This window comes from Nocardioides anomalus (genome assembly GCF_011046535.1).
GTDB lineage: Bacteria > Actinomycetota > Actinomycetes > Propionibacteriales > Nocardioidaceae > Nocardioides > Nocardioides anomalus.
This window is the reverse complement of sequence record NZ_CP049257.1, coordinates 2,422,474-2,444,878: the sequence shown is the minus strand read 5'-3', so window position 1 is coordinate 2,444,878 and position 22,405 is coordinate 2,422,474. Positions and strand designations below refer to the sequence as shown.

General features: G+C 74.0%; 18 protein-coding genes and 1 pseudogene. 13 read left to right on the top strand and 6 right to left on the bottom strand.

Going from position 1 to position 22,405, the window contains the following annotated elements:
• Positions 1–41 precede the first annotated feature (41 nt).
• The 6 genes from G5V58_RS12325 to G5V58_RS12300 all read left to right on the top strand — a co-directional run bounded on the left by G5V58_RS12325 (position 42) and on the right by G5V58_RS12300 (position 4,300).
• Positions 42–503, top strand: a complete 462-nt coding sequence (locus tag G5V58_RS12325) for an SseB family protein (RefSeq protein WP_230487300.1) — start codon at positions 42–44, stop codon at positions 501–503.
• 172 nt (positions 504–675) lie between these two features.
• The gene (gene infC / locus G5V58_RS12320; RefSeq protein WP_165232987.1) at positions 676–1,407 is read left to right on the top strand and encodes a translation initiation factor IF-3; all 732 of its coding nucleotides are present in this window, start codon (positions 676–678) and stop codon (positions 1,405–1,407) included.
• Positions 1,408–1,488: 81 nt separating this feature from the next.
• Entirely contained in the window at positions 1,489–1,701 is a 213-nt protein-coding gene (locus G5V58_RS12315) for a large ribosomal subunit protein bL35 (RefSeq protein WP_165232984.1), read from the top strand.
• Between the two features lie 38 nt (positions 1,702–1,739).
• Positions 1,740–2,132 (top strand): 50S ribosomal protein L20, encoded by a 393-nt coding sequence (rplT, locus tag G5V58_RS12310; RefSeq protein WP_165232981.1) that lies wholly within the window; start codon positions 1,740–1,742, stop codon positions 2,130–2,132.
• Positions 2,129–2,902 carry a TrmH family RNA methyltransferase gene (locus tag G5V58_RS12305; RefSeq protein ID WP_165239023.1) on the top strand — a complete coding sequence of 258 codons (774 nt, stop codon included), beginning with the start codon at positions 2,129–2,131 and terminating at the stop codon, positions 2,900–2,902. Before rplT ends, G5V58_RS12305 begins: the two co-directional genes overlap by 4 nt.
• Positions 2,903–3,049: 147 nt before the next feature.
• Positions 3,050–4,300: an EAL and HDOD domain-containing protein gene (locus G5V58_RS12300; RefSeq protein WP_165232978.1), complete on the top strand. Its 1,251-nt coding sequence runs from the start codon at positions 3,050–3,052 to the stop codon at positions 4,298–4,300.
• A gap of 17 nt (positions 4,301–4,317) precedes the next feature.
• Here the strand turns inward: G5V58_RS12300 and G5V58_RS12295 are convergent, their stop codons facing one another.
• The gene (locus tag G5V58_RS12295) at positions 4,318–5,412 is read right to left on the bottom strand and encodes a hypothetical protein (RefSeq protein WP_165232975.1); all 1,095 of its coding nucleotides are present in this window, start codon (positions 5,410–5,412) and stop codon (positions 4,318–4,320) included.
• Between the two features lie 122 nt (positions 5,413–5,534).
• Between G5V58_RS12295 and G5V58_RS12290 the strand changes: the two genes are divergently transcribed.
• The 6 genes and pseudogenes from G5V58_RS12290 (at position 5,535) to G5V58_RS12265 (ending at position 16,637) form a co-directional block, all read left to right on the top strand.
• Positions 5,535–6,590, top strand: coding sequence for a sensor histidine kinase (locus tag G5V58_RS12290; protein WP_165232972.1), 1,056 nt, complete (start codon positions 5,535–5,537; stop codon positions 6,588–6,590).
• Positions 6,591–6,677: 87 nt separating this feature from the next.
• Positions 6,678–7,382 (top strand): response regulator transcription factor, encoded by a 705-nt coding sequence (locus tag G5V58_RS12285; RefSeq protein ID WP_165232968.1) that lies wholly within the window; start codon positions 6,678–6,680, stop codon positions 7,380–7,382.
• A complete protein-coding gene (locus tag G5V58_RS12280) occupies positions 7,379–9,880 on the top strand; it encodes a DUF4153 domain-containing protein (RefSeq protein ID WP_165232965.1) in 2,502 nt (833 codons plus the stop codon). The genes G5V58_RS12285 and G5V58_RS12280 overlap by 4 nt, the downstream gene beginning before the upstream one ends.
• A 45-nt stretch (positions 9,881–9,925) precedes the next feature.
• Complete coding sequence (gene pheS, locus G5V58_RS12275; protein WP_165232962.1) at positions 9,926–11,032, top strand: phenylalanine--tRNA ligase subunit alpha; 1,107 nt, start codon at positions 9,926–9,928, stop codon at positions 11,030–11,032.
• Positions 11,029–13,522, top strand: a pseudogene (pheT, locus tag G5V58_RS12270) (phenylalanine--tRNA ligase subunit beta). The gene pheS and the pseudogene pheT overlap by 4 nt, the downstream one beginning before the upstream one ends.
• The gene (locus tag G5V58_RS12265; RefSeq protein ID WP_165232960.1) at positions 13,506–16,637 is read left to right on the top strand and encodes an ATP-binding protein; all 3,132 of its coding nucleotides are present in this window, start codon (positions 13,506–13,508) and stop codon (positions 16,635–16,637) included. Before pheT ends, G5V58_RS12265 begins: the two are co-directional and overlap by 17 nt.
• A gap of 12 nt (positions 16,638–16,649) precedes the next feature.
• Here G5V58_RS12265 and G5V58_RS12260 read toward each other — a convergent pair whose 3' ends face one another.
• Entirely contained in the window at positions 16,650–17,498 is an 849-nt protein-coding gene (locus tag G5V58_RS12260; protein ID WP_165232957.1) for an ABC transporter permease, read from the bottom strand.
• Positions 17,495–18,496: an ATP-binding cassette domain-containing protein gene (locus G5V58_RS12255; RefSeq protein ID WP_165232954.1), complete on the bottom strand. Its 1,002-nt coding sequence runs from the start codon at positions 18,494–18,496 to the stop codon at positions 17,495–17,497. Before G5V58_RS12255 ends, G5V58_RS12260 begins: the two co-directional genes overlap by 4 nt.
• Before the next feature lie 144 nt (positions 18,497–18,640).
• Here G5V58_RS12255 and G5V58_RS12250 point away from each other — a divergent pair, with 144 nt between their 5' ends.
• Positions 18,641–19,996 carry a hypothetical protein gene (locus tag G5V58_RS12250; protein ID WP_165232951.1) on the top strand — a complete coding sequence of 452 codons (1,356 nt, stop codon included), beginning with the start codon at positions 18,641–18,643 and terminating at the stop codon, positions 19,994–19,996.
• A gap of 6 nt (positions 19,997–20,002) precedes the next feature.
• On the opposite strand, the gene mgrA is transcribed toward G5V58_RS12250, so the two are convergent.
• The 3 genes from mgrA to G5V58_RS12235 are packed head-to-tail and all read right to left on the bottom strand — an operon-like array spanning position 20,003 to position 22,384.
• On the bottom strand, positions 20,003–21,046 hold the full coding sequence (gene mgrA / locus G5V58_RS12245) for an L-glyceraldehyde 3-phosphate reductase (RefSeq protein WP_165232948.1): 1,044 nt from the start codon (positions 21,044–21,046) through the stop codon (positions 20,003–20,005).
• 25 nt (positions 21,047–21,071) lie between these two features.
• Positions 21,072–21,584, bottom strand: a complete 513-nt coding sequence (locus tag G5V58_RS12240; RefSeq protein ID WP_165232945.1) for a DinB family protein — start codon at positions 21,582–21,584, stop codon at positions 21,072–21,074.
• Positions 21,584–22,384 (bottom strand): maleylpyruvate isomerase family mycothiol-dependent enzyme, encoded by an 801-nt coding sequence (locus tag G5V58_RS12235; RefSeq protein ID WP_230487299.1) that lies wholly within the window; start codon positions 22,382–22,384, stop codon positions 21,584–21,586. Before G5V58_RS12235 ends, G5V58_RS12240 begins: the two co-directional genes overlap by 1 nt.
• Positions 22,385–22,405 lie beyond the last annotated feature (21 nt).

Here is a 22,405-nt window from a genome sequence, read left to right as displayed (position 1 = left end):
ACAGGGCCCGGGTGTCCCGGGCGGCCGCCTACCCTGGGAGCGTGGACGGCACCCGACTGATCGCCGGCGCCGGCGCGCCCGACGACGCGGGGCTGGCCGACCCCGCCCTGGTCGCCGCCCTCGCGGCGTACGACGCGGACCCGGCGCGTGAGCCCGAGGTGCTGGCCGCGCTGGGCGAGGCGCGCCTGCTGGTCCCGGTCGTGGCGCAGCTCGGCGAGGCCGAGACCGGCCCGGACGGACTCGTCCGCGACAAGTCCGCCGACATGGCCACCGTCTCGATGCGCAGCGCCGACGGCCGGCTCGCCCTGCTGGCCTTCACCAGTCTGGAGACCCTGCACCGCTGGGACCCGCAGGCCCGCCCGGTGCCCGTGCCCGCGCGCACCGCGGCCCTGGCCGCGCTCCAGGACGGCGCCGAGGCGCTGCTCCTCGACACCGCGGGCCCGGTCCGCTACGTCGCCGCGGTTGGCGTCCCGGGGGAACATCCGGTTACCATCGAGCGTTGACCGATCAGTGCCCCTCGTGGGCACCGATCACAAGCGGAGAACAGCTCGACCTTCTCCCACCCGCACCGGCCGCCCAGCTCCACAGGCCGTCGGGTCCGGTCTGGTGGCTCGTCCTGCACCCCAGGGCGTGCCGTGTGCCTGGCCTCCGCTTGCGACGCGGAGGCCTTTCTGTTTGCTCAGGCGGCCTCCGAGCCCAGTCACCCAGCAAGCAGGAGGACACATCAGCACCGAGCTTCGTATCAACGACCGGATCCGGGTACCCGAGGTCCGCCTCGTGGGTCCCAATGGCGAGACCGTCGGCATCGTGCCGACGGACCAGGCGCTCAAGCTCGCCCAGGAGGCCGACCTCGACCTCGTCGAGATCGCGCCCCAGGGCAAGCCACCGGTCTGCAAGCTCATGGACTACGGGAAGTTCAAGTACGAGAACGCCCAGAAGGCCCGTGAGGCCCGACGGAACCAGACCAACGTCGTCATCAAGGAGATGAAGCTCCGTCCCAAGATCGACGCGCACGACTACGAGACCAAGAAGGGTCACGTGGTCCGGTTCCTCAAGGCCGGCGACAAGGTCAAGATCACGATCATGTTCCGCGGTCGCGAGCAGCACCGTCCCGAGCTCGGGTTCCGGCTGCTCCAGCGCCTCGCCGAGGACGTCACCGACCTCGGCTTCGTGGAGTCCGCGCCCAAGCAGGACGGCCGCAACATGATCATGGTGCTCGGCCCGCACAAGAAGAAGGCCGAGGCCAAGGTCGAGCAGCGCGTCGCTCGCCAGCAGCGCATGGACGACCGCGCCGCGAGCGCAGCCGAGGAGGCTGCGGAGCGCGCCGAGGCCCGCGCCGCGGGCCCGGTGGCGCAGAAGAAGGAGCGCGGCCGCTCGGAGAACCTCGACCCGGAGATCGAGGCCTGAGCCCGGCTCAGCGCCAGCCCCACCCAGACCAGCACGCCGTACCGACGGCCAGCACGACGTACGACGTCAGAGGAGAGACACATGCCCAAGAACAAGTCGCACTCGGGAACGAGCAAGCGCATCAAGGTGACCGGCAGCGGCAAGCTCATGCGCCTGCAGGCCGGCCGCAAGTCCGGCGCTGCGTTCGCGTCCGCGCCGACCACCGGCAGCCGCAAGAAGCACCGCCGCAACGCGGGTGTGGTCGAGCTGGAGAAGGCCGACTACAAGCGCGTGAAGAAGCTGCTGGGCCGCTGAGCCTGCCCTGACCCGAGACAACTGAGGAGCACCGAACAATGGCACGCGTCAAGCGGGCAGTGAACGCCCAGAAGAAGCGCCGGACCACCCTCGAGCGCGCCAGCGGCTACCGCGGCCAGCGCTCGCGCCTGTACCGCAAGGCCAAGGAGCAGGTCACCCACTCGCTGGTCTACAGCTACAACGACCGGCGCAAGAACAAGGGCAACTTCCGTCGCCTGTGGATCCAGCGGATCAACGCCGGGGCCCGCGCCCAGGGCCTCACCTACAACCGGTTCATCCAGGGCCTCGGCCTGGCCGGTGTGGAGGTGGACCGCAAGATCCTGGCCGACCTGGCCGTCAACGACATCGCGGCGTTCAACGCCCTCGTCGAGGTGGCCAAGGCCGCGCTGCCCGAGGACGTCAACGCTCCTCGCGCCGAGGCCTCGGCCTGAGCGAGCCCCTCAAGGCGAGCAACGCCCGCCTCAAGGACCTGCGACGGCTCAGCCGCCGCTCGGAGCGATCCGAGCGGCGGCTGTTCCTCGCTGACGGCCCCAAGGCCGTCGAGGCCGCGCTCGAGGCCGGCTGCGTCGAGGAGGTGTTCGCCGTCCCCGGCGCGCCGGTGCCCGGCGGCGTCCCCACCACGCTCGTCGACGAGCGCGCGCTCGCCGCCCTGTCGGACTCGGTGAGCCCGGCCGGCGTGGTCGCCCTGTGCCGCTACGTCGACGTGCCCCTCGCCGACGCCCTCGCGGGCGCCCGGCTGGTGGCACTCTGCGCCGACGTCCGCGACCCCGGCAACGCCGGCACCGTCATCCGCTGCGCCGACGCCGCGGGCGCCGACGCCGTGGTCCTGGCCGGGCAGTCCGTCGACCTCTACAACCCCAAGACCATCCGCGCCTCGGTGGGCAGCGCCTTCCACCTGCCGGTCGCGGTCGAGCCCACCGCGGCCGACGCCGTCCGGGCCGCGCGGGAGGCGGGCCTGACCTTGCTCGCCGCCGACGGCGCCGGCGAGCTCGGGCTCTACGACGCCGCGCTGGCCGAGGTGCTGCGCGGCCCGACGGCGTGGCTGTTCGGCAACGAGGCCTGGGGGCTGCCCGAGGAGCTGGCCGCGCTGGCCGACCACCGGGTCGCCATCCCGATCCACGGGCGCGCCGAGAGCCTCAACCTGTCGACCGCCGCCGCGCTGTGCCTCTACGAGTCGGCGCGCGGTCGTGAGAGTCGCTGAGAGTCGCTGACACCCGGGTCGCGTCGCTCAAGACCGGTCTTGTCAGGTCCGTCAGGTTTGTCCCGTTTCCCCGTGCGGGCCTGCTGGGACGTGTGAGACTTCCCGAGTCGTCGATCGCCCCCACGTCGACGGCGCCGGGAGGGATTGATGAGTGAGGCACTGGCGACGCGTGGCGCCGTCGAGGTCATCGTCGCGCGTCAGCAGGTCGTGGACGCGCGGCAGAAGGTGGTCGGCTTCGAGCTGCTCTACCGCTCCGGAGCGTCCGCGGACAGCGCCGGCACGGAGACCAGCGGCGAGCTGATGACCGTCTCGGTCGTGCTCGGTGCGCTGACCTTCGGCGTGCACGAGCTGGTCGGCGACAAGCTGCTGTTCTGCAACGTCGAGCGGGGCGCGATCGTCGGCGAGACGCCGCTGACGCTCCCTCCGGCCCGGACCGTCCTGGAGATCCGCGAGGCCGTCGAGCTCGACGAGGAGCTGCTGGCCGGCGTGCGTGCACGCAAGCAGGAGGGCTACACGATCGCGCTGGACGGCTTCAGCGGACGACCCGAGGCCGCGGCGCTGCTGGAGCTGGCCGACCTGGTCAAGGTCGACCTCATGAGCACCGACCGCGACCACGCGGCCGCGCTGGTGGAGCAGTGCCGCGAGCGCGGCGTCCGCGCCGTCGCCGAGCGGTGCGAGACCCGCGCCGACGTGGCCTGGGCCCGCGAGGCCGGCTTCGAGCTCTTCCAGGGCTACGGCGTGCAGCGCCCGGAGATCGTGCGGGGCACGACCATCGCGCCGAGCGCGCTGGCCCAGGTCCGGCTGGCCACCGAGCTGCTCGACGAGGACCTCAGCTTCGACCGGATCGAGGCCATCCTGCGCGGCGAGCCCGGCCTCGTGGTCCAGGTCCTCAACCTGGCCTCGGCCGGGGCCGCGCACGGGCTGCGTCGCCAGGTCAGCAGCCTGCGCGAGGCGCTGGTGCTCATGGGCACGGTCCGGCTGCGCCAGTGGGCCGCGCTGACCATCCTCGGGCGGCACGGTCGCCTGGACGGCGACTCGCTGCTCACCGGCCTGGTCCGGGCGCGCATGTGCGAGCTGCTCGGCCAGCAGCGCGGCTTCGACCGCGCCGAGGCCTTCACCGCCGGCCTGCTCTCCGCGCTCGACATCGTGCTCGGCGTGGACCTGGCCGAGGTCGAGAACCAGCTCGAGCTGGACGGCGAGCTCGCCGCCGCCGCGTTCCACGGCACCACGCCGCTGGGCGTGCTGGTCCGGCAGGTCAGCGCCTACCAGGAGGCCGTCGACGAGGGCCGCCCGCCCTCCGGCGACCTGCCCAACGCCGACATGGTCTCGGCCATGGCGTTCTGCTGGGCCATGACCTACGTCGGCGCGCTCAACCAGGACAAGGCCCTCAGCGCCTGACGGTCAGTGCCTGAGCGTCAACGCCGGACGGTCCAGGTGACCCCGTCGGGGCTGCGCAGCGTCACCGTCCGGCGCCCGCACTCGAGGCGGTCGGCGTACTGCCCCGGGCGTGCCTGCGGCTCCTCGTAGCCGACCTGGCACGGTCGCCCCGAGGTGTAGGCGAGCGTCTGCGCGCCCCAGGTGCGGGTGGTCGGGTCGTAGACCTGCGCGAGCACCCGGAGGCGGTCCGGGCTGCCCAGCGCGACCACGGGCGCACCCGGCGTGGGGGAGTAGACGTAGTGCGTGGGGACGCGCTTGCGGCCGTAGCCGTAGACCACCAGCCCCGGCTGGTCGGCCGGCGCCGGTGCGGTGATCGCCCAGGTCCCGCCGGGCCCGGTGCGCGAGACCGTGACCTGGGTGGCGGGCTCGTAGCCGCCGGCCAGCACCGTGTTCGCGTCCACGTGGGTGACGTTGCCGTCGCCGCAGCCGGTCCCCAGCGGCACCCGGCTCTGCGCCGTCGCGCCGGACAGGTCCCGGCTGTGCACGCCGAGGAAGCAGTGGCGCCGGGTCTGCTCGGTGCCCAGGACCGTCACCGTGCCGGCGTCGTCGACCACGACCGTGCGGTCGCCGACGTCGCTGCGGTACGTCGTGGTGGCGGGCTCACCGAAGCCCGTCGCGGCCGACCACTCCAGGTAGGAGCCGATCCCGCCGAGCGGCCAGGCGGCGTACGTCGCGGACGGCGAGAGCGCCGGCGCGCCGTACGCCTCCCCGGGCAGGCGGTGCCGCGCCCAGGCGTAGCCGTCGCGGGAGACCAGCGCGACGCTGCGGACCGGGGCCTGGTCCTCGTAGTACGGCGTGTCGCACTCGACGAGCACGGCCACGCCGCCACCGGCCGCGCGGGCGTCGAGGTCGCCGCAGGTCACCGCGCCGCGGGTGCGCAGCACGGTGGTCGGCGCGTCCCACTGCCCGGTGGTCCGGTCGAGGTGCTGGACCTGCACGGTCCGCTCGTTCGGCATGCCCACGGCCAGGTCGCCGACGAGGACCGCGGGCACGTGCCGGTAGCGCACCAGGCCCTGGGCCTGTGCTGACCCGCCGGGCAGGAGCAGCAGGAGCGGGGCCAGCAGAGCGAGCACGACGGGGGGAGCGGAACGGCGCATGCCTGAGGTGATGCCCCGTCGGGCCGCCCGGTTCACCCGCGCCGGCCATCGTCATCGCTTCGTGACCTGACCCGGGCACGACGTGGCAGGGTGGCCCCATGCCGGACCGGGGAGCGCAGGCCGTCGTCGACGCCCTGCCCGACGGGGTCGTCCTGGCCGGCCCGGACAGCCGGGTCACCGTCATCTCGCAGGTCGCGGCCCGCATGCTCGGCGTACCCCTGGACGTGGTCGGTCGCCCGCTCGACGAGGTGCTGGCCCTGCGCGACCAGGACGACAACGCCTGGTGCGCGCACAACCGGCCCTACGACGGGCTGCCTACGCGCACCGCCGTTCCTGAGCAGTCCTGGCTGCTGCCCAGCGGGGAGGAGGTGCTGGTCGCGGCCAAGATCCACCGGCCCGCGCTGCACCAGCCCGTCGCGGAGGTGGCCATCACCATCCGCTCCGGCCGGGGCCGGGCCCGCCTGGACCGGGAGCGCTCGGACCTGGTGGCGACCGTCGCCCACGAGCTCCGCTCGCCGCTGACCGGCGTCAAGGGCTTCGTCCAGGCCCTGCTGAACCGCTGGGACCGGCTCAACGACGAGCAGAAGAAGCTGATGCTCACCACCGTCTCGGCCGACTCCGACCGGCTGAGCCGCCTCATCGCCGAGCTCCTCGACGTGGCGCGCATCGACACCGGCCGGCTCCAGCTGCACCCGCGCCCCACCGACGCCGGAGCGCTGACCCGGCGGATCGTGGAGTCCGTCGCGGCCGGCACCGCCCGCCCCATCGACCTCACCGTCGAGGTCGACCTGCCCGACATCCACGCCGACCCCGACAAGTTCACCCAGGTCGTCACCAACCTGGTCGAGAACGCCGTGCGGCACGGCGAGGGCACCGTGCGGGTCCACCTCGAGCCGCTGCGCCCCGGCGAGCTGGCCGATCCCAGCGGCGTGCGCATCACCGTGGACGACGAGGGCGAGGGCATCCCCAAGGAGCTGCGCCGCCGGGTCTTCACCAAGTTCTGGAAGGGCGGCAAGCGCGGTGGCTCGGGGCTCGGCCTCTACATCGTCGGCGGCCTGACCAAGGTGCACGGCGGCACCGTCACCATCGACGACAGCCCCGCCGGCGGCGCCCGCATCGTCATCGCCTGGCCGAGCGGCTTCCCGGACCTCTGAGCGCGGACGTCGCGGGGCAGCAGATCTGCACAGGACCTTCACGAGTCACGCGCACCTCCTGCGCGCCCGCGCTCCTACCGTGAGGTCATGGCGCTGCGCGAGGTCCCACGGGTGCTGGTCGTCGAGGACGAGCCGGTCATCAACGACGCCGTCGCGGACCGGCTGCGGGCCGAGGGGTTCGCCGTCGACCAGGCCTTCGACGGACCCGGCGCGGTCGCCCTCTGCGAGCAGGTCCGGCCCGACGCGGTGGTCCTGGACGTCATGCTCCCCGGGTACGACGGCCACGAGGTCTGCCGGCGGATCCAGGCATCCCGGCCGGTGCCGGTGCTCATGCTCACCGCCCGCGACGACGAGGCCGACGTGCTGGTCGGGCTGGCGGTCGGCGCGGACGACTACCTCACCAAGCCGTTCCGGATGCGCGAGGTAGTGGCCCGGGTCCGGGCCCTGCTGCGCCGCGTGGACCGGGCCGCCGAGCTGGCCGCCGCGCCGTCGGCCCGGCTCGTCGCGGGCGACCTGGTCGTGGACACCGGCAGCCGCCGGGTCACCGTCGGCGGGTCGGAGGTGCACCTGACCCCGACCGAGTTCGACCTGCTGGCCCGCCTGGCCGGCTCGCCCGGCGAGGTGCTGACCCGCGAGCACCTGCTCGCCGAGGTCTGGGACTGGCCGGACGCCTCCGGCACCCGCACCGTGGACAGCCACGTCCGGGCCCTGCGGGCCAAGGTCGGCCCCGAGCGGATCCGCACCGTGCACGGCGTCGGCTACGCCCTGGAGTCCGGGGAGGTCGCACCGTGACCTCGCCGCTGCAGCCGGTCACCTCGATCAAGGTCAAGCTCGGGCTGTTGGTGACCGCCTCCGTGCTGGTGGCCGCGCTGGTCGGCGTGCTGGCGGCCGGGGCCGGCGTACCGGCCCTGCTGGCCGTCCCGGTCACCGTGGCCCTGGCCCTCGGCGTGACCCAGCTGCTGGCCGTCGGCATGACCTCGCCTCTGCGCGAGATGACCGGGGCGACGCGCCGGATGATGCGCGGGGACTACGCCGTGCGGGTGCGCGCCGAGACCTCCGACGAGGTCGGCGAGCTGGCCCGGGCCTTCAACCAGATGGCGGCCGAGCTGGCCGCCGTCGACCGTGAGCAGCGCGACCTGGTGGCCACCGTCTCCCACGAGCTGCGCACCCCGCTGGCCGCGCTCACGGCCACGCTCGAGAACCTGGCCGACGGCGTGCGCCCCGCCGACGCCGAGCACCTCGGCCAGGCGGTGGACCAGGCCCAGCGGGTCGGCGCGCTCCTCGGCGACCTGCTGGACCTCTCCCGGGTCGACGCCGGTGTCAGCCCGCTTCGCCTCGGCCCGGTGCCGCTCGGGCCGCTGCTCGACGAGGTGGTCGCGGACCTGGTGCCGACCGGTCGCCGGGTCGCCTTCGACGTCGAGGCCGGTGACCTGGTCGTCACCGCCGACCGTGCCCGGCTGCGCCAGCTGCTCGCCAACGCGCTGGAGAACGCCGTGCGCCACGGCCCCGAGGGCGGACGGGTCACCGTGCGCGCGGCCGTCGACGCCGGGCGCTGGACCCTCGACGTCGCCGACGAGGGGCCGGGCGTCGCGCCGGGCGACCGGGAGCGCGCGTTCGAGCGGTTCGGCACCCTCACCGGGCCCGACCAGCCGACCGGCGGCACCGGCCTCGGCCTGGCCATCGCCCGGTGGGTCGCCGGGCTCCACGGCGGGACCGTCCGCTTCGGCGACCCGCCGCCCGGCACCCGCGGTGCCGTCCTCCGTCTCGACCTGCCCCTCGACCCCGTCCGACCCCAGGAGGCTCCCGTGTCGGCACCTGCCGCCCCACCCACCACGCCACCGCCGCCGGTCATCGACCCGCTCTTCGGCCGGTTCTGGCCGGACACGCCGGGCACCCACCGCGGCGTGCTGCTGGCCTCGGTGGCCACCGGGCTGCTGGCCGGGCTGGTGCTGGTCGACCACACCGCCGGGCTCGCGCTGTTCCTGGTCGCGGCCGCCGCCGGCCTCACCGTGGCGTACGCCGCCGCACCGCGCCGCGACGCGTTCACCCCGACCTGCCTGGGCCTCGCCGCCCTGTGCACGCTGCCGGTCGTGCTGCTCGACGCCGACTGGATCGGCGCCCTGTGCCTGCTGGCCGGGGCCAGCGCCACGGTCGCAGGCGTGACCAGGGTGCGCCGGTTCCACGAGTTCCTGCTGGCGGGGCTGTCCTGGCCGCTGGCCGGGCTGCGCGACCTGCCCTGGCTGGGCCGGACCGTGCGCACCCTGACCGGGCACGGCAGTGCGCCGCGGGTGCTGGTCACCGCGTTCTGGTCGGCGCTGGCCGTGCTCGTCTTCGGCCTGCTCTTCGTCTCCGCCGACGCCGTCGTGGCCAGCTGGGTCGACGCGGTGCTGCCCGACCTGACCCTCGACAGCGTGGTGCTGCGGGTCTTCGTGGCCGTCGCCGTGGCCGGCCCGACCCTCGCCGCGGCGTACCTCGCGCTGAACCCGCCGAACGTCCAGGTCCTGGCCAGCGGCCGCACCCGCCAGGTCGCGCACCGCTTCGAGTGGCTGGTGCCCGTCCTGCTGGTCGACGCGGTCTTCCTGCTCTTCGTGGCCGCCCAGCTCAGCGTGCTGTTCGGGGGGCACGACTACGTGCAGCGGACCACCGGGCTGACCTACGCCGACTACGTCCACCAGGGCTTCGGCCAGCTCACCGTGGCCACCCTGCTCACCCTGCTCGTCGTCTGGGCCGCATCCCACTGGGCCGGCGACGGCCCGGCCGACCGGGTCTGGCTGCGCGGCTCGCTGGGGTTGCTGTGCGCGCTCACCCTGGTCGTCGTGGGCTCGGCGCTCTACCGGATGCACCTCTACCAGGAGGCCTACGGCTTCACCCGGCTGCGGCTGTTCGTCGACGTCTTCGAGGGCTGGCTGGGCCTGGTCGTGCTGGCCGTGGCCCTCGCGGGCGTGGTCCGCTGGGGCGTCTGGGTGCCGCGCTTCGCCCTGGTGACCGGCGTGGCCGGACTGCTCGGCATCGCCGCGCTCAACCCCGACGCCTGGATCGCCGAGCACAGCCTCGACCGGTACGCCGCCACCGGACGCGTCGACTGGACCTACCTCCAGGGCCTGTCGGCCGACGCGGTGCCCGTCTTCGAGGGCCGCGCTGAGCTCGAGGTGGCTTGCGGGCTGCCGCGCAGCTGGACCGCCGGGGGCGACGACTGGCTGGACTGGAACCTCGGCCGGCACCGGGCCAGAGCCGCCGACCTGCCCGACCCGAGCGGGTTCGACGGCACCCTCTGTCCCGCAGCGCGGTGACAACCGGTTCGCGGCCGCGGGGCGGGCGTTCCTAGACTTCAGCGTGTGTCCGGACCCAACACCGACTTCGACCCCGTGGAGGTGGCCGCGCTGAGCCCCGAGGAGGTCGAGGCCGCGCGCGACGCGGCACTGGCCGCGATCGCCGCCGCCGCCGACCTCGAGGCGCTCAAGCAGGTCCGGACCGCCCACACCGGCGACCGCTCGCCGCTGGCCCTGGCCAACCGCGAGATCGGCGCGCTGCCGCCCCAGGCCCGCAAGGAGGCCGGCCAGCGCGTCGGCCAGGCCCGCGGTGCCGTGCAGCAGGCGCTGGCCGCCCGGCAGGCCGAGCTCGAGGTCGAGCACGAGGCGCGGATGCTGGTCGAGGAGACCGTCGACGTCACGCTGCCCTACGACCGCGTGCCCGAGGGCGCCCGCCACCCCGTGACCACCGGCTCGGAGCTGATCGCCGACATCTTCGTGGCCATGGGCTGGGAGGTCGCCGAGGGTCCGGTCCTCGAGGCCGAGTGGCTCAACTTCGACGCCCTCAACCTGGGCCCGGACCACCCGGCGCGCACCATGCAGGACACCTTCTGGACCGACCCGGCCGAGGACCACCTGGTGCTGCGCACCCACACCTCGCCGGTCCAGGCGCGGACCATGCTGTCGCGCACGCCGCCGATCTACGTCGTCTGCCCCGGTCGCGTGTTCCGCACCGACGAGTACGACGCCACCCACAGCCCGGTCTTCCACCAGGTCGAGGGCTTGGCCGTCGACCGCGGCATCAGCATGGCCCACCTCAAGGGCACCCTCGACCACTTCGCCAGCCAGATGTTCGGCGACGGGATCAGCACGCGCTTCCGGCCGTCGTACTTCCCGTTCACCGAGCCCAGCGCCGAGGTCGACCTGATCTGCTTCGTCTGCCGCGGCTCCGGCGTGCTCGACGGCCAGGAGTGCCGCACCTGCCGCGGCGAGGGCTGGATCGAGTGGGGCGGCTGCGGCATCGTCAACCCGCGCGTGCTCCGCGCCTGCGGGATCGACCCCGACGTCTACTCCGGCTTCGCCTTCGGCATGGGCATCGACCGGACCCTGATGTTCCGCCACGGCATCGAGGACCTGCGCGCGCTGTTCGAGGGCGACGTCCGGTTCACGAGCGCGTTCGGGGCCGAGCTGTGAAGGCGCCCGTCTCCTGGATCCGCGAGTACGTCGACCTCCCCGGCGAGGTCGGCACCGACGAGCTCGCCGCGCGGCTGACCGCACTCGGGCTCAAGCTCGAGGCCATCGAGAGGCCCGGTGAGCAGATCCGCGGCCCGCTGGTCGTCGGCCGCGTGCTCTCCGCCGAGCCCGAGCCTCAGAAGAACGGCAAGACCATCAACTGGTGCTCGGTCGACGTCGGCGACGCCAACGGCACCGGCGAGCCCCAGGGCATCGTGTGCGGCGCGCACAACTTCGGCCCGGGCGACCTGGTCGTGGTGATCCTGCCCGGCGGGGTGCTGCCAGGCGACTTCGAGATCAGTGCCCGCAAGACCTACGGCCACCTCTCGGCCGGGATGATCTGCTCCGCGCGCGAGCTCGGCATCGGCGAGGACCACGACGGGATCATCGTGCTGCCCGAGGGCGCCGGCGAGCCCGGCCAGGACGCCCGCCCGGTGCTCGGCCTCGACCAGGAGGTCATCGAGTTCGAGATCAACCCCGACCGCGCCTACGCGCTCTCCCTGCGCGGCGTGGCCCGGGAGGCGGCGCTGGCCTACGACGCGCCGTACACCGACCCGGCCGAGCGCACCGTCCCGGAGCCGGACGACCAGGGCCACCCGGTCGTCGTCGACGACCCGCGGGGCTGCCCGGTCTTCGTGGCGCGCACCGTCACCGGTCTCGACCCGGCCGCGCAGACCCCGGACTGGATGGCCCAGCGGCTCACGCTGTGCGGCATGCGGCCGATCTCGCTGGCCGTCGACGTCACCAACTACGTGATGCTCGAGCTCGGCCGGCCCATCCACGGCTACGACGCCGACAAGCTCCAGGGCCCGATCCGGGTCCGCCGGGCGACGGCGGGGGAGCGGCTCACCACCCTCGACGGCACCGACCGCGAGCTGTCCCCGGAGGACCTGGTCGTGACCGACGACTCCGGGATCATCGGGCTCGGCGGCGTCATGGGCGGCGAGACCACCGAGATGTCGGAGACCACCACGCACGTCCTCGTCGAGTCCGCGCACTGGGACGCGACCTCGATGTTCCGCACGGGCAAGCGACACAAGCTCACCTCCGAGGCCGGCAAGCGCAACGAGCGCGGCGTCGACCCCACCATCTGCGAGGCCGCCGCCGACCGGGTCGTCGAGCTGCTCGTGCAGTACGGCGGCGGCACGGCCGCGCCGGGCGTGACCGTCGTCGGGACGCCGCCGGAGCAGCCCGCCATCGCGACCGCCTACGACCTCCCCGCCCGCATCAGCGGCATCGACATCGACTCCGAGACCGTGGTCGACGTGCTCGCCGCGATCGGGTGCCGGACGCTGCCCAATCCAACCGAGCTCGAGGTCGTGCCGCCGCCGTGGCGCCCCGACCTCACCGACCCCTACGACCTGGTCGAGGAGGTCGTCCGCGTCGTCGGCTACGACCGGGTGCCGTCGGTGCTGCCGCGCGAGGCCGCCGGGCGGGGCCTGACCCGCGAGCAGCGCCTGCGCCGGCGGATCGGGCGCACCCTGGCCGGCGCCGGGTGCGTCGAGGTCATCAGCTTCCCGTTCGTGGGCGAGGCGACCTTCGACCAGCTCGGGCTGCCCGCCGACGACCCGCTGCGCCACACCGTCCGGCTGGCCAACCCGCTCTCGGCCGAGGAGCCGTCGTACACCACGACGCTGCTGCCCGGCCTGATGAAGGCGGCCGCCCGCAACCTCAGCCGCGGCGCGTCCGGCGTGGCGCTGTTCGAGACCGGCACCGTCGCCTTCCCGGCCGACCGAGGACCCGCGCCGATCTACGGCGTCGACTGGCGCCCGAGCGACGCCGAGCTGGAGAAGCTCTTCGCGGCCGTCCCCGACCAGCCGCTGCACCTGGGCGTGGTCCTGGCCGGAGAGCGGGAGCGCGCGGGCTGGTGGGGCCCGGGCCGGGCGGCCGGCTGGGCGGACGCCATCGAGCTGCTGCGCCGACTGGCCCACGAGCTGGGCGTCGCGGTCGCGGTGGCCTCGACGACGCGGATGCCGTGGCACCCGGGCCGCTGCGCGGTCCTCACCGCCGGCTCCGGCGACGCCACCGTGGTCCTGGGCCACGCCGGCGAGCTCCACCCGCAGGTGTGCCGGGCCTTCGGGCTGCCGGCGCGCTCGGCGGCGGTCGAGGTCGACCTGGACCGGCTGATGGCGCAGGCCGTCGACGTGGTGCCGGGGCCGGAGTTCTCGACGTACCCCGTGGCCAAGGAGGACGTCGCGCTGGTCGTGCCCGACGGCGTCACCGCCGCGGAGGTCGAGGCCGCGCTGCGCGAGGGGGGCGGGGGAGCACCTCGAGTCGATCCGGCTCTTCGACGTCTACACCGGCGACCAGGTCGGGGCCGGGCACCGCTCGCTGGCCTTCGCGCTGCGCTTCCGCGCGCCCGACCGCACGCTGACCGAGCAGGAGACCGGCGCCGCCCGCGACGCCGCCGTCGCACTGGCCGCCGAGCGGTGCGGTGCCGTCCAGCGTTGAGCTGAGGCTCCTCGACGAGGTCTCCTGGCGGGGCGCGGCTCTGCCAGGTGGTCGCACCCACGCGCTGCTGGCCGCCCTGGTCACCGGTCGCGGTCCAGTCTCCGAGGAGCGGCTGGTCGCCGAGGTCTGGGGGCTCGACGACGAGCCGGCCAACCCCGGCAAGGCGCTGCAGGTCGTGGTCTCCCGCACCCGCTCGCAGACCGCGCCCGAGGTGGTGGTCCGCACCGAGCACGGCTATCGGCTGGGCCTCGGCCCGGACGCCGTCGACGCCCTCGCGCTGCGCGACGCGGTGGTCGAGGCCCGCGAGGCGGAGGGGCGCGGCGACCCGGTCCGCGCCCGCGATCTGGCCCGCCGCGCCCTGGCCCAGCCCGAGCCCGGCACCGCCGCCGACGGACCCCTGGCCGAGCTCCGCACCGACGCCCGCCGACAGCGCCGGATCGCCGCCGGCGTCCTGGGCCGGGCGCTGTCGGTCCTCGGCGACCACCGCGAGGCCCTGACCCTGCTGACCGAGTCGGGCGCCGACGACGAGGCGTCCCTGGTGGCGGTGCTGCGCTCCACCGCCGCCGAGCACGGCGCACCCCAGGCCCTCGACGCCTACGAGCGGATCCGGGCCGACCTCGGCGACCGGCTCGGCGTCGACCCCGGCCCGGCCCTCAAGTCCGTGCACCGCGAGCTGCTCGCCTCCGACCGGCCGGTCCGCGAGGGGCTGCGCTTCGAGGCCAGCTCGCTGGTCGGGCGCGAGGACGACATCCGCGCGCTGCGGGCGCTGGTCCGCGAGGCCCGCGTGGTCTCCATCCTCGGACCGGGCGGGCTCGGCAAGACCCGCCTCGCGCACCTGATGGGCCGGGAGGCCGAGCAGCCGGTCGTCCACTTCGTCGAGCTGGTCGGCGTGGCCTCGCCCGCAGACGTCGTCTCCGAGGTCGGCTCCGCGCTGGGCGTCCGCGACTCGCTGAGCGGGCGCCGCGTGCTCACGCCCGAGCAGCGCCAGGATGTCCGCGCCCGCATCGCCCAGCTCCTGGACGCCGCGCCGACCCTGCTCATCCTCGACAACTGCGAGCACGTGGTCGAGGCCGTGGCCGACCTGGTCGCCTTCCTGGTGGCCGCGTGCCGCGACCTGCGCGTCGTCACGACCACCCGGGCGCCGCTGGCCATCGCGGCCGAGCGCGTCTTCCCGCTCGCCCAGCTGGGCGAGGACGCCGCCGCCGACCTGTTCCGCCAGCGCGGCCGCGCGGCCCGGCCCGGCGTGGCGCTCCCCGACGACGTCGTACGCCGCGTCGTGCGCCGCCTGGACGGTCTCCCGCTGGCCATCGAGCTGGCCGCCGCCAAGCTGCGGGTGATGTCGGCCGAGGACGTCGACCGCCGCCTCGACGACCGCTTCGCCCTGCTGCGCGGCGGCGACCGCAGCGCCCCGGACCGGCACCAGACCCTGCTGGCCGTCATCGACTGGTCCTGGAACCTGCTGCGCGAGGACGAGCGGCGCGCGCTGCGCTGGCTGTCGGTGTTCCACGACGGCTTCACCCTCGACGGCGCCGAGGCGCTGCTCGCCCACGACGCCCTCGACGTGGTGCAGACCCTGGTCGACCAGTCCCTCATCACCGTGGTCGACAGTGGCGCCGCGGTCCGCTACCGGATGCTCGAGACGGTGCGGGAGTTCGGCCGGATGCAGCTGGTCGGCGCCGGCGAGGACCAGGCGGCGCACGACGCCCTCATGGCCTGGGCCCGGGCCTTCGCCGTGACCCAGGCCGAGCGGATGTGGTCGCCGGAACAGGTGGCCGCCGTCCGCGCCCTGGAGGCGGAGGAGAACAACCTCGCCGACGCCCTGCGCGACGCCCTGGGCGACGCCGACGCGGGCGCGACCGTCGACCTCACCGCCGCCCTCGCCGGCTTCTGGACCATGCGCGGGGAGAACGTCCGCGTCATCGCCATGGTCCGCGCCATCGATGACGTCCTGGAGGGCTACCACCCGCCCGCCGACCGCATCGACCTCACCGTCGTGGCGGCCGCCACCACCGCGATGAACAGCCTGATGGCCGAGATCTCCGACGCCCCGGCCTCGCGTGCGCTCCTCGCGGAGTACGGCGAGGCCGCGACCCACCCCCGGGCGCGCGGCCTGGCCGCGGTCCTGCTCGCCCAGGAGCCGGGCGACCCCGCGGCCACCATGGCCCGGCTCCGGGCCATCGACGTGGACCACGGCTTCGACCGCGAGGCCGCGGCGATGGCTCGACTGATGGTCGGCCACGCCATGGAGAACTCCAGCGACACCGAGGGCGCGCTGGCCGAGCTGCTCGAGGCGCTCGACCTGGTCGACGAGTCCCACGGCCCGTGGCTGACCGCGATGGTGCACACGCTCACCGGCAGCCTCTACGCCCAGCTCGGGCGCCGGGCCGAGGCCGCCGAGCACGCACTCGCCGCCATCCCGGTCCTCGACGCGCTGCACGCCCACGACGACTCGATCCAGACCCGCTCGCTGGTCGCGGGACAGGCCATCGCCGAACGCCGGTTCGACGACGCCGAGGCGGTCATCGCCGAGATCGAGCGGTTCAGCAGCGACGGCTCCCAGTTCGGCGGTGCCTTCGCCACCGGCACGGTCCGCGCCGAGCTGGCCCTGGCCCGCGGCGACGTGGCCGAGGGGCTGCGGCTCTACCGCCAGGCCCTGGCCGGCCTGGCCGACATCAAGATCCCCGGCATGGGGGTGCGCAGCGGGCTCGAGCCGTGGTCGCTCTTCGGCGAGGCCGCCGCCACCACGGCGTACGCCCTGTTCGGCGAGGGCGACGACGGCCGCGACCTCTACGAGTCGCTGCGCGGCAAGGCGCCCGAGGTGCTCGACGAGCACCGCCCGCACATGGACTTCCCGGTCGCCGGGCTGGTCCTGCACGGGCTGGGGGCCTGGGGGCTGCTGCGCGGCGCGGCCGACCCGGCCGACGCCGTACGCCTGCTGGTGCTGGCCGAGCAGTTCTCCTACCCGCGCTACGCCGAGACCATGGACCCCGCCCGCACCGAGCCGGCCGCCGAGGCCGCGGTCCCCGGGCTGACGGCCCGGCTGCGCGAGGAGTACGCCGGACGCCGCGGCCCGGACCTCCTGCCGGAGGCCCGGGCCGTGGTGGCGCGGCTGTGACTCAGGCGGGGCTCACATCTTGCGGCTGTAGCTGCGCACCGAGAGCGGCAGGAACACCGCGACCACGACCACGCAGCCGACCAGCGCCCAGCCGACGTGCGCGGTGACCTGGCCCTCGTTGATGAGGTCGCGGACCGCGGTGACGACCTGGCTGACCGGGTTGACGTTGACGAACGCCTCGAGCCAGCCCGGCAGCGTGCGGGTGGGCACGAAGGCGTTGGACAGGAAGGTCAGCGGGAACATGATCATCATCGAGATGCCCTGCACGGCCTGCGCGGAGCGCGCCACCGTGCCGAGGTAGGTGAAGATCCAGGCCAGCGACCAGCCCGCGACGATGGTGAGCAGCCACCCGAGGAAGACGCCGGTGAAGCCGCCGCCGGGCCGGTAGCCCATGGCCAGCCCGGTCAGGATGGTCAGCGTGGCGGCGGTGCCGTAGCGCAGCAGGTCGGCCAGCGCCGGCCCGACCAGCGGCGCGATCCGCGCGATCGGCAGGGACTTGAAGCGGTCGAAGACCCCCTTGTCCATGTCCTCGCGCAGCTGGATGCCGGTGGCCATGCACGCGGTCAGCGCGGTCTGGGCCAGGATGCCCGGGATGATGATCGGCAGGTAGTCCTCCACGCTGCCGGAGATCGCGCCGCCGAAGATGTAGGCGAACATCGCGGTGAACAGCAGCGGCTGGATGGTGACGTCGAAGAACTGCTCCGGGTTGCGGCGCATCTTCTTGGTGGCGCGCCAGGCCATGGCGAAGCTCTGGCTGACGGTCTCGGCGATGCTCGGCCGCACCGCCAGGTCCTGCGCGCCGGTCTGGGTGAGGGCGGTGACGGTCTCGTCCACCGGGGTCTGCTGGGACAGCAGCGTCATCGCGCGGCCTCCATCTGGCTCAGGTCGGGGTCCTCGTCCTCGGTGCCGTGGCCGGTCAGGGCCATGAACACCTCGTCGAGGGTGGGCTTCTGCACGGTCGCCGAGGTGATCAGCAGCTCCTGCTCGCGCAGGCCGATGAGCACGTCGGCGGCGCGGTTGGCGTCGGGCAGCGGCACGTTGATCCCGCCCGCCTCCGGGGTGAGGACCGGCTCGTCGCCCACCACGCGGCGTACGACGGCGACGGCCTGGGCGGTCTGCGCCGGGTCGAGCAGCCGCAGCTGCAGCGTCGAGGACCCGACCTGCGACTTGAGCTGGTCCGAGGTGCCCTCGGCGACCTTCTGACCGCGGTCGATGACCGCGATCCGGTCGGCGAGCTGGTCGGCCTCGTCGAGGTACTGCGTGGTCAGCAGCACCGTGCAGCCGCCGGCCACCAGCTCGCGGATGGTGTCCCACATCTGGCCGCGGGTGCGCGGGTCCAGGCCCGTGGTCGGCTCGTCGAGGAAGATCAGCGGCGGCCGGTGGATCAGGCTGGCCGCGAGGTCGAGCCGGCGCCGCATCCCGCCGGAGAACTGCGAGATCTGCTTGTCCCCGGCCTCCTCGAGACCGAACCGGCCGAGCAGGTCCTCGCCGGTCGACCGGGCCTTCTTCTTGTCCAGGCCCAGCAACCGCCCGAAGAGGAAGAGGTTCTCGCGGGCGGTGAGGTTCTCGTCGACCGAGGCGTACTGCCCCGTCACGCCCACGAGCTGCCGCACCACGTGCGGGTGCCGCTGGACGTCCACGCCGAAGATCTCCGCGTGCCCGCCGTCCATCGGCAGCAGCGTCGCGAGCATCTGGAGCATGGTCGTCTTGCCGGCCCCGTTGGGGCCGAGCACGCCGAAGACCTCGCCGCGGCGCACCTCGAGGTCGACACCGTCGACGGCCCGCAGGTCGCCGAAGGTCTTCACGAGGCCGTGGGCGGAGACCGCCAGCTCGCTCGTGGTGGAGGAGTCGTTGTCCATGTGACCACAGTGGGGCCCGCCGGTTTCAGTGCGCCTTCACCGTGGTTTCACGGCGCCCCGGTGCTCCCGGACCCGCCACACCGCTCGAAGTGCTGCGTCGCGGTGCGCGTCAGGCCTATCTTGCTGGCTACCACGGGAGGCGAGATGAGCGAAGCGTCCTGGCACGAGGCCCGGTTGATACCGACATCCGGGATCTCGGGCGCGGACGAGCAGGAGCGGCGGGCGACCTCGGCCCTCTTGGCCGTCATGGGCGTCGTGCGCGAGTTCAGCCGCGCGCTCCTGTCGCCGCTGGGCGCACCGGCGGGGACGGTCGAGACCTTCATCGAGGTCCCGTTCGACCTCGGCGACAAGCGCGTCTACCCCGACGGTCTCATCCGCGTGAGCCGGGGGAGCCGGTCCTGGACGGCGCTGGTCGAGGTCAAGACGGGTAAGAACGACCTGGCGACCGAGCAGGTGGAGAACTACCTCGACGTCGCGCGGGAGCGTGGTTTCGACGCACTCGTCACCATCAGCAACGAGATCCCTCCGGTGGCCGGCCAGCACCCGACGAAGGTCGACAAGCGCAAGGTGCGCAAGGTGGCTCTGCACCACTGGTCCTGGACCTACCTGCTCTCGACCGCGGTCATGCAGAAGGAGCACCGCGGTGTCTCCGACCCGGAGCAGGCGTGGATCCTCGGCGAGCTGATCCGCTACCTCGAGCACCCGCGTTCCGGTGCTCTCGAGCTCGACGACACGGGCGCCCAGTGGGTCCCCGTCCGGGAGGCCGTCACCGCCGGGACGCTGCGGGCGTCGGACCGGGCGGCGGTCGAGGTCGCCAGTCGCTTCGATGCGCTGATGCGGTACGCGAGCCTCCGGCTGGGTCGCCAGCTCGGCACCGAGGTGCTCCCGGCCCTGTCCCGCAAGGAGCAGGCCGACCCCGCGGCGCGCGCCCAGGCCCAGCTGAGCGGGCTCGTTGCGGACGGGTTGCTGCGCGGCGGCATACGGATCCCGCACGCGGTCGCGCCGATCCTCGTGGTCGCCGACCTGCGCGCGAGTCGGATCACGGCCAGCATCGACATCGACGCACCGCGCGAGGGACGGGCGACGACGAGGGTCAACTGGCTGGTGCGGCAGCTGCGTGGCGCGCCGGACGCCGTGCGGGTGGAGGCCTTCGTGGCCAACCAGCGTGGCGCCGGGGCCACCGAGCTCCTCGGCAAGGTCCGCGAGGACCCGAGCCGGCTCATCCTCGACCCCAAGAAGGACCTGCGCTCGTTCCAGGTGGCCTTGTCCGCGCCGATGGGCAGCAAGCGCGGGCGCGGGCGCGGCGGGTTCATCGACTCGGTCCTGGACCTGGTCGACGCCTTCTACGGCGACGTGGTCCAGCACCTCAAGGCGTGGTCGGCGGCACCGCCGCGGATGCGTGACCCCGTCCAGGTGGTGGAGGTGCCGCCGTCCCTCGTGTCGACGTCGCACTCGTCCCAGGACGGCCCCGAGGACCCGGGCGCGCCGACTCAGCCCTGAGCCGCCTCAGCTGTCGCTGGAGCGCTGCCACAGGTTGATGCCGGAGTCGACGGCGTCGGACTCGATGGCGCTGAGCTCGTCGTCGGAGAGCTCGAGGTGGTCGAGCGCCGCGAGGTTGTCGTCCAGCTGCTGGACGCTCGAGGCGCCGATGAGCACCGAGGTGACCCGTTGGTCGCGCAGCACCCAGCTCAGCGCGAGCTGGGCCAGCGACTGGCCACGGCCGCGGGCGATCTCGTTCAAGCGGCGCACGTGGGCGAGCGCCTCGTCGGTGAGCAGGTCGGGGTCCAGCGACTTGCCCTGGGCGGCGCGCGAGTCCTCGGGGATGCCGTCGAGGTAGCGGTCGGTGAGCATGCCCTGGGCCAGCGGCGAGAACGCGATGCAGCCGACGCCCTCCTCCTCGAGCACGTCGAGCAGGGACGGCGAACCGTCCTCGACCCACCGGTTCAGCATCGAGTACGACGGCTGGTGGATCAGCAGCGGGACGCCCATCTCGCGCAGCAGGCCGGCGGCCTCGCGGGTCCGCTCGGCGGAGTACGACGAGATCCCGGCGTACGTCGCGCGCCCGGACTGCACGGCGGTGGCCAGCGCACCCATGGTCTCCTCGAGCGGCGTCTCGGGGTCGAAGCGGTGGCTGTAGAAGATGTCGACGTGGTCCAGCCCCATCCGGGCCAGCGACTGGTCGAGCGAGGCGAGGAGGTACTTGCGCGACCCCCACTCGCCGTACGGCCCCGGCCACATGTCGTAGCCGGCCTTGGTGGAGATGACCAGCTCGTCGCGGTAGGGCCGGAAGTCCTGGGCGAAGATCGTCTCGAAGTTCTGCTCCGCCGAGCCGTACGGCGGCCCGTAGTTGTTGGCCAGATCGAAGTGCGTCACGCCCCGGTCGAAGGCCCGGCGCAGGATCGCGCGTTGGGTCTCCAGCGGCTTGTCGTCGCCGAAGTTGTGCCAAAGCCCCAGCGAGACGAGGGGCAGCTTGAGCCCGGACCGGCCGCAGCGGCGGTAGTCGTGGGCCTCGTAGCGGTCGTCGGCGGCGCGGTACGGCGGGGGAGTCATGGCCCCAGCCTCTCCTACCCGCCGCTCACTCGCCCACGTGCCCGTCGAGCAGCTCGCGGACCACGTCGAGGTGACCCACGTGGCGGGCGTACTCCTGGACCAGGTGGAGCAGGACCCGCTCCAACGTGGCCGGCGGCGCGCCCTCCCAGCGTTCGCTCGGGGCGCCCACCGCGTCGAGCGCGTGCGCTCGCACCACCCGCTCGCTGACCACCGCCTGCGCGGCCAGCGCGCCGGTGAGGTCGCCGAGCGACAGCGAGGCCGGCACGTGCCAGCGGTCGTCGACGGTGTCGCCCCACGGCTCGGGCACCTCGTCGCCCGAGAACCCCCAGACCAGCCAGCGCCGCTCCACGTGGGTCAGGTGGTGCAGCAGCTCCAGCGGCGTCCACCCCGAGGGCAGCAACGAGCGGCGCAGGTCCGCCTCGGGCAGCCCGTCGAGCTTGTCCAGCAGCGCCGAGCGGAAGTAGGCCAGGTAGCCGAGCAGCACCTCGCGCCGGTCGCCCTGCGGCGTCGTGGGCGACGGGAAGGGGAGTGCGGCCATCAGTTCAGCGGCGCGGCCAGGATGCCGGCCAGCTTCTCGTGGCTGATCCGGTCGCCCTCGACCTCGAGCGCGTCGGCCGGCCCGCGCTTCCACAGCCACAGGTCGAGGTCCGCGGCGGTCCCGCTCACCGTGGCCGACGGCTCCGGGCCCGTGTCGACCAGGCCGAGGTCGTCCTCGTCGTACGTCGTCCCGCTGTCCGGGTCGGTGCCGGTGAAGCGCCGGAAGGCCACCAGCAGCTCGCGCCCGGTGTCGGTCGTGCGCACCGCGACGGTCTCGCCGGTCGGCGTGGCCGTGCCCCACGGCGGCACGCCCCCGAACATCACGCCGATCACCTCGGCCACGCCGTCCTCGGCCAGCGCCGGGTCCAGCGGCGAGAGCGCGAGGCCGGCCGCCTGCTCGGCGTCCACGCGGTGGATGAGCGCCTCGTGGGCCTGGCGGCGGTAGGTCGTGCCGACCCGGTGGTCGCCGGACCAGTGCCAGGCCTCCTCCTCGGGGTCGGCCGCGGCGAGCGCCTCGACCAGCCCGGCCGACTCCTCGTCGAAGTGCGCCAGCAGCTCGGCGTACGACGCCGGCCGCTCGCCGGAGCCCTCGCTCACGATCCGCTCGTCGTCGGGTCCGGCGGGCCGGTGCTGGACCACGCCGGCCCAGAACCGCTGCACCCCGATCAGGTGCCACAGCAGGTCGGCGGCGTCCCACTCCGGGCAGCCGGGCACCCGGGCGGACGGGTCGCAGTCGGCGAGCACCGCGCGGAAGCGCGCGGACTCGCGGCGGATGGCGTCGAGGAAGTCGGGGTACTCCACGACCAGCAACCTAGGGCGGTC

What these genes read in the sequence shown, in the direction of transcription:
- G5V58_RS12315 (WP_165232984.1), top strand. Translation starts at nt 1,489, where the DNA reads ATGCCCAAGAACAAGTCGCACTCGGGAACGAGCAAGCGCATCAAGGTG.
- rplT (WP_165232981.1), top strand. Translation starts at nt 1,740, where the DNA reads ATGGCACGCGTCAAGCGGGCAGTGAACGCCCAGAAGAAGCGCCGGACC.
- G5V58_RS12300 (WP_165232978.1), top strand. Translation starts at nt 3,050, where the DNA reads ATGAGTGAGGCACTGGCGACGCGTGGCGCCGTCGAGGTCATCGTCGCG.
- G5V58_RS12290 (WP_165232972.1), top strand. Translation starts at nt 5,535, where the DNA reads ATGCCGGACCGGGGAGCGCAGGCCGTCGTCGACGCCCTGCCCGACGGG.
- G5V58_RS12285 (WP_165232968.1), top strand. Translation starts at nt 6,678, where the DNA reads ATGGCGCTGCGCGAGGTCCCACGGGTGCTGGTCGTCGAGGACGAGCCG.
- G5V58_RS12260 (WP_165232957.1), bottom strand. Translation starts at nt 17,498, where the DNA reads ATGACGCTGCTGTCCCAGCAGACCCCGGTGGACGAGACCGTCACCGCC.
- G5V58_RS12255 (WP_165232954.1), bottom strand. Translation starts at nt 18,496, where the DNA reads ATGGACAACGACTCCTCCACCACGAGCGAGCTGGCGGTCTCCGCCCAC.
- G5V58_RS12250 (WP_165232951.1), top strand. Translation starts at nt 18,641, where the DNA reads ATGAGCGAAGCGTCCTGGCACGAGGCCCGGTTGATACCGACATCCGGG.
- mgrA (WP_165232948.1), bottom strand. Translation starts at nt 21,046, where the DNA reads ATGACTCCCCCGCCGTACCGCGCCGCCGACGACCGCTACGAGGCCCAC.
- G5V58_RS12240 (WP_165232945.1), bottom strand. Translation starts at nt 21,584, where the DNA reads ATGGCCGCACTCCCCTTCCCGTCGCCCACGACGCCGCAGGGCGACCGG.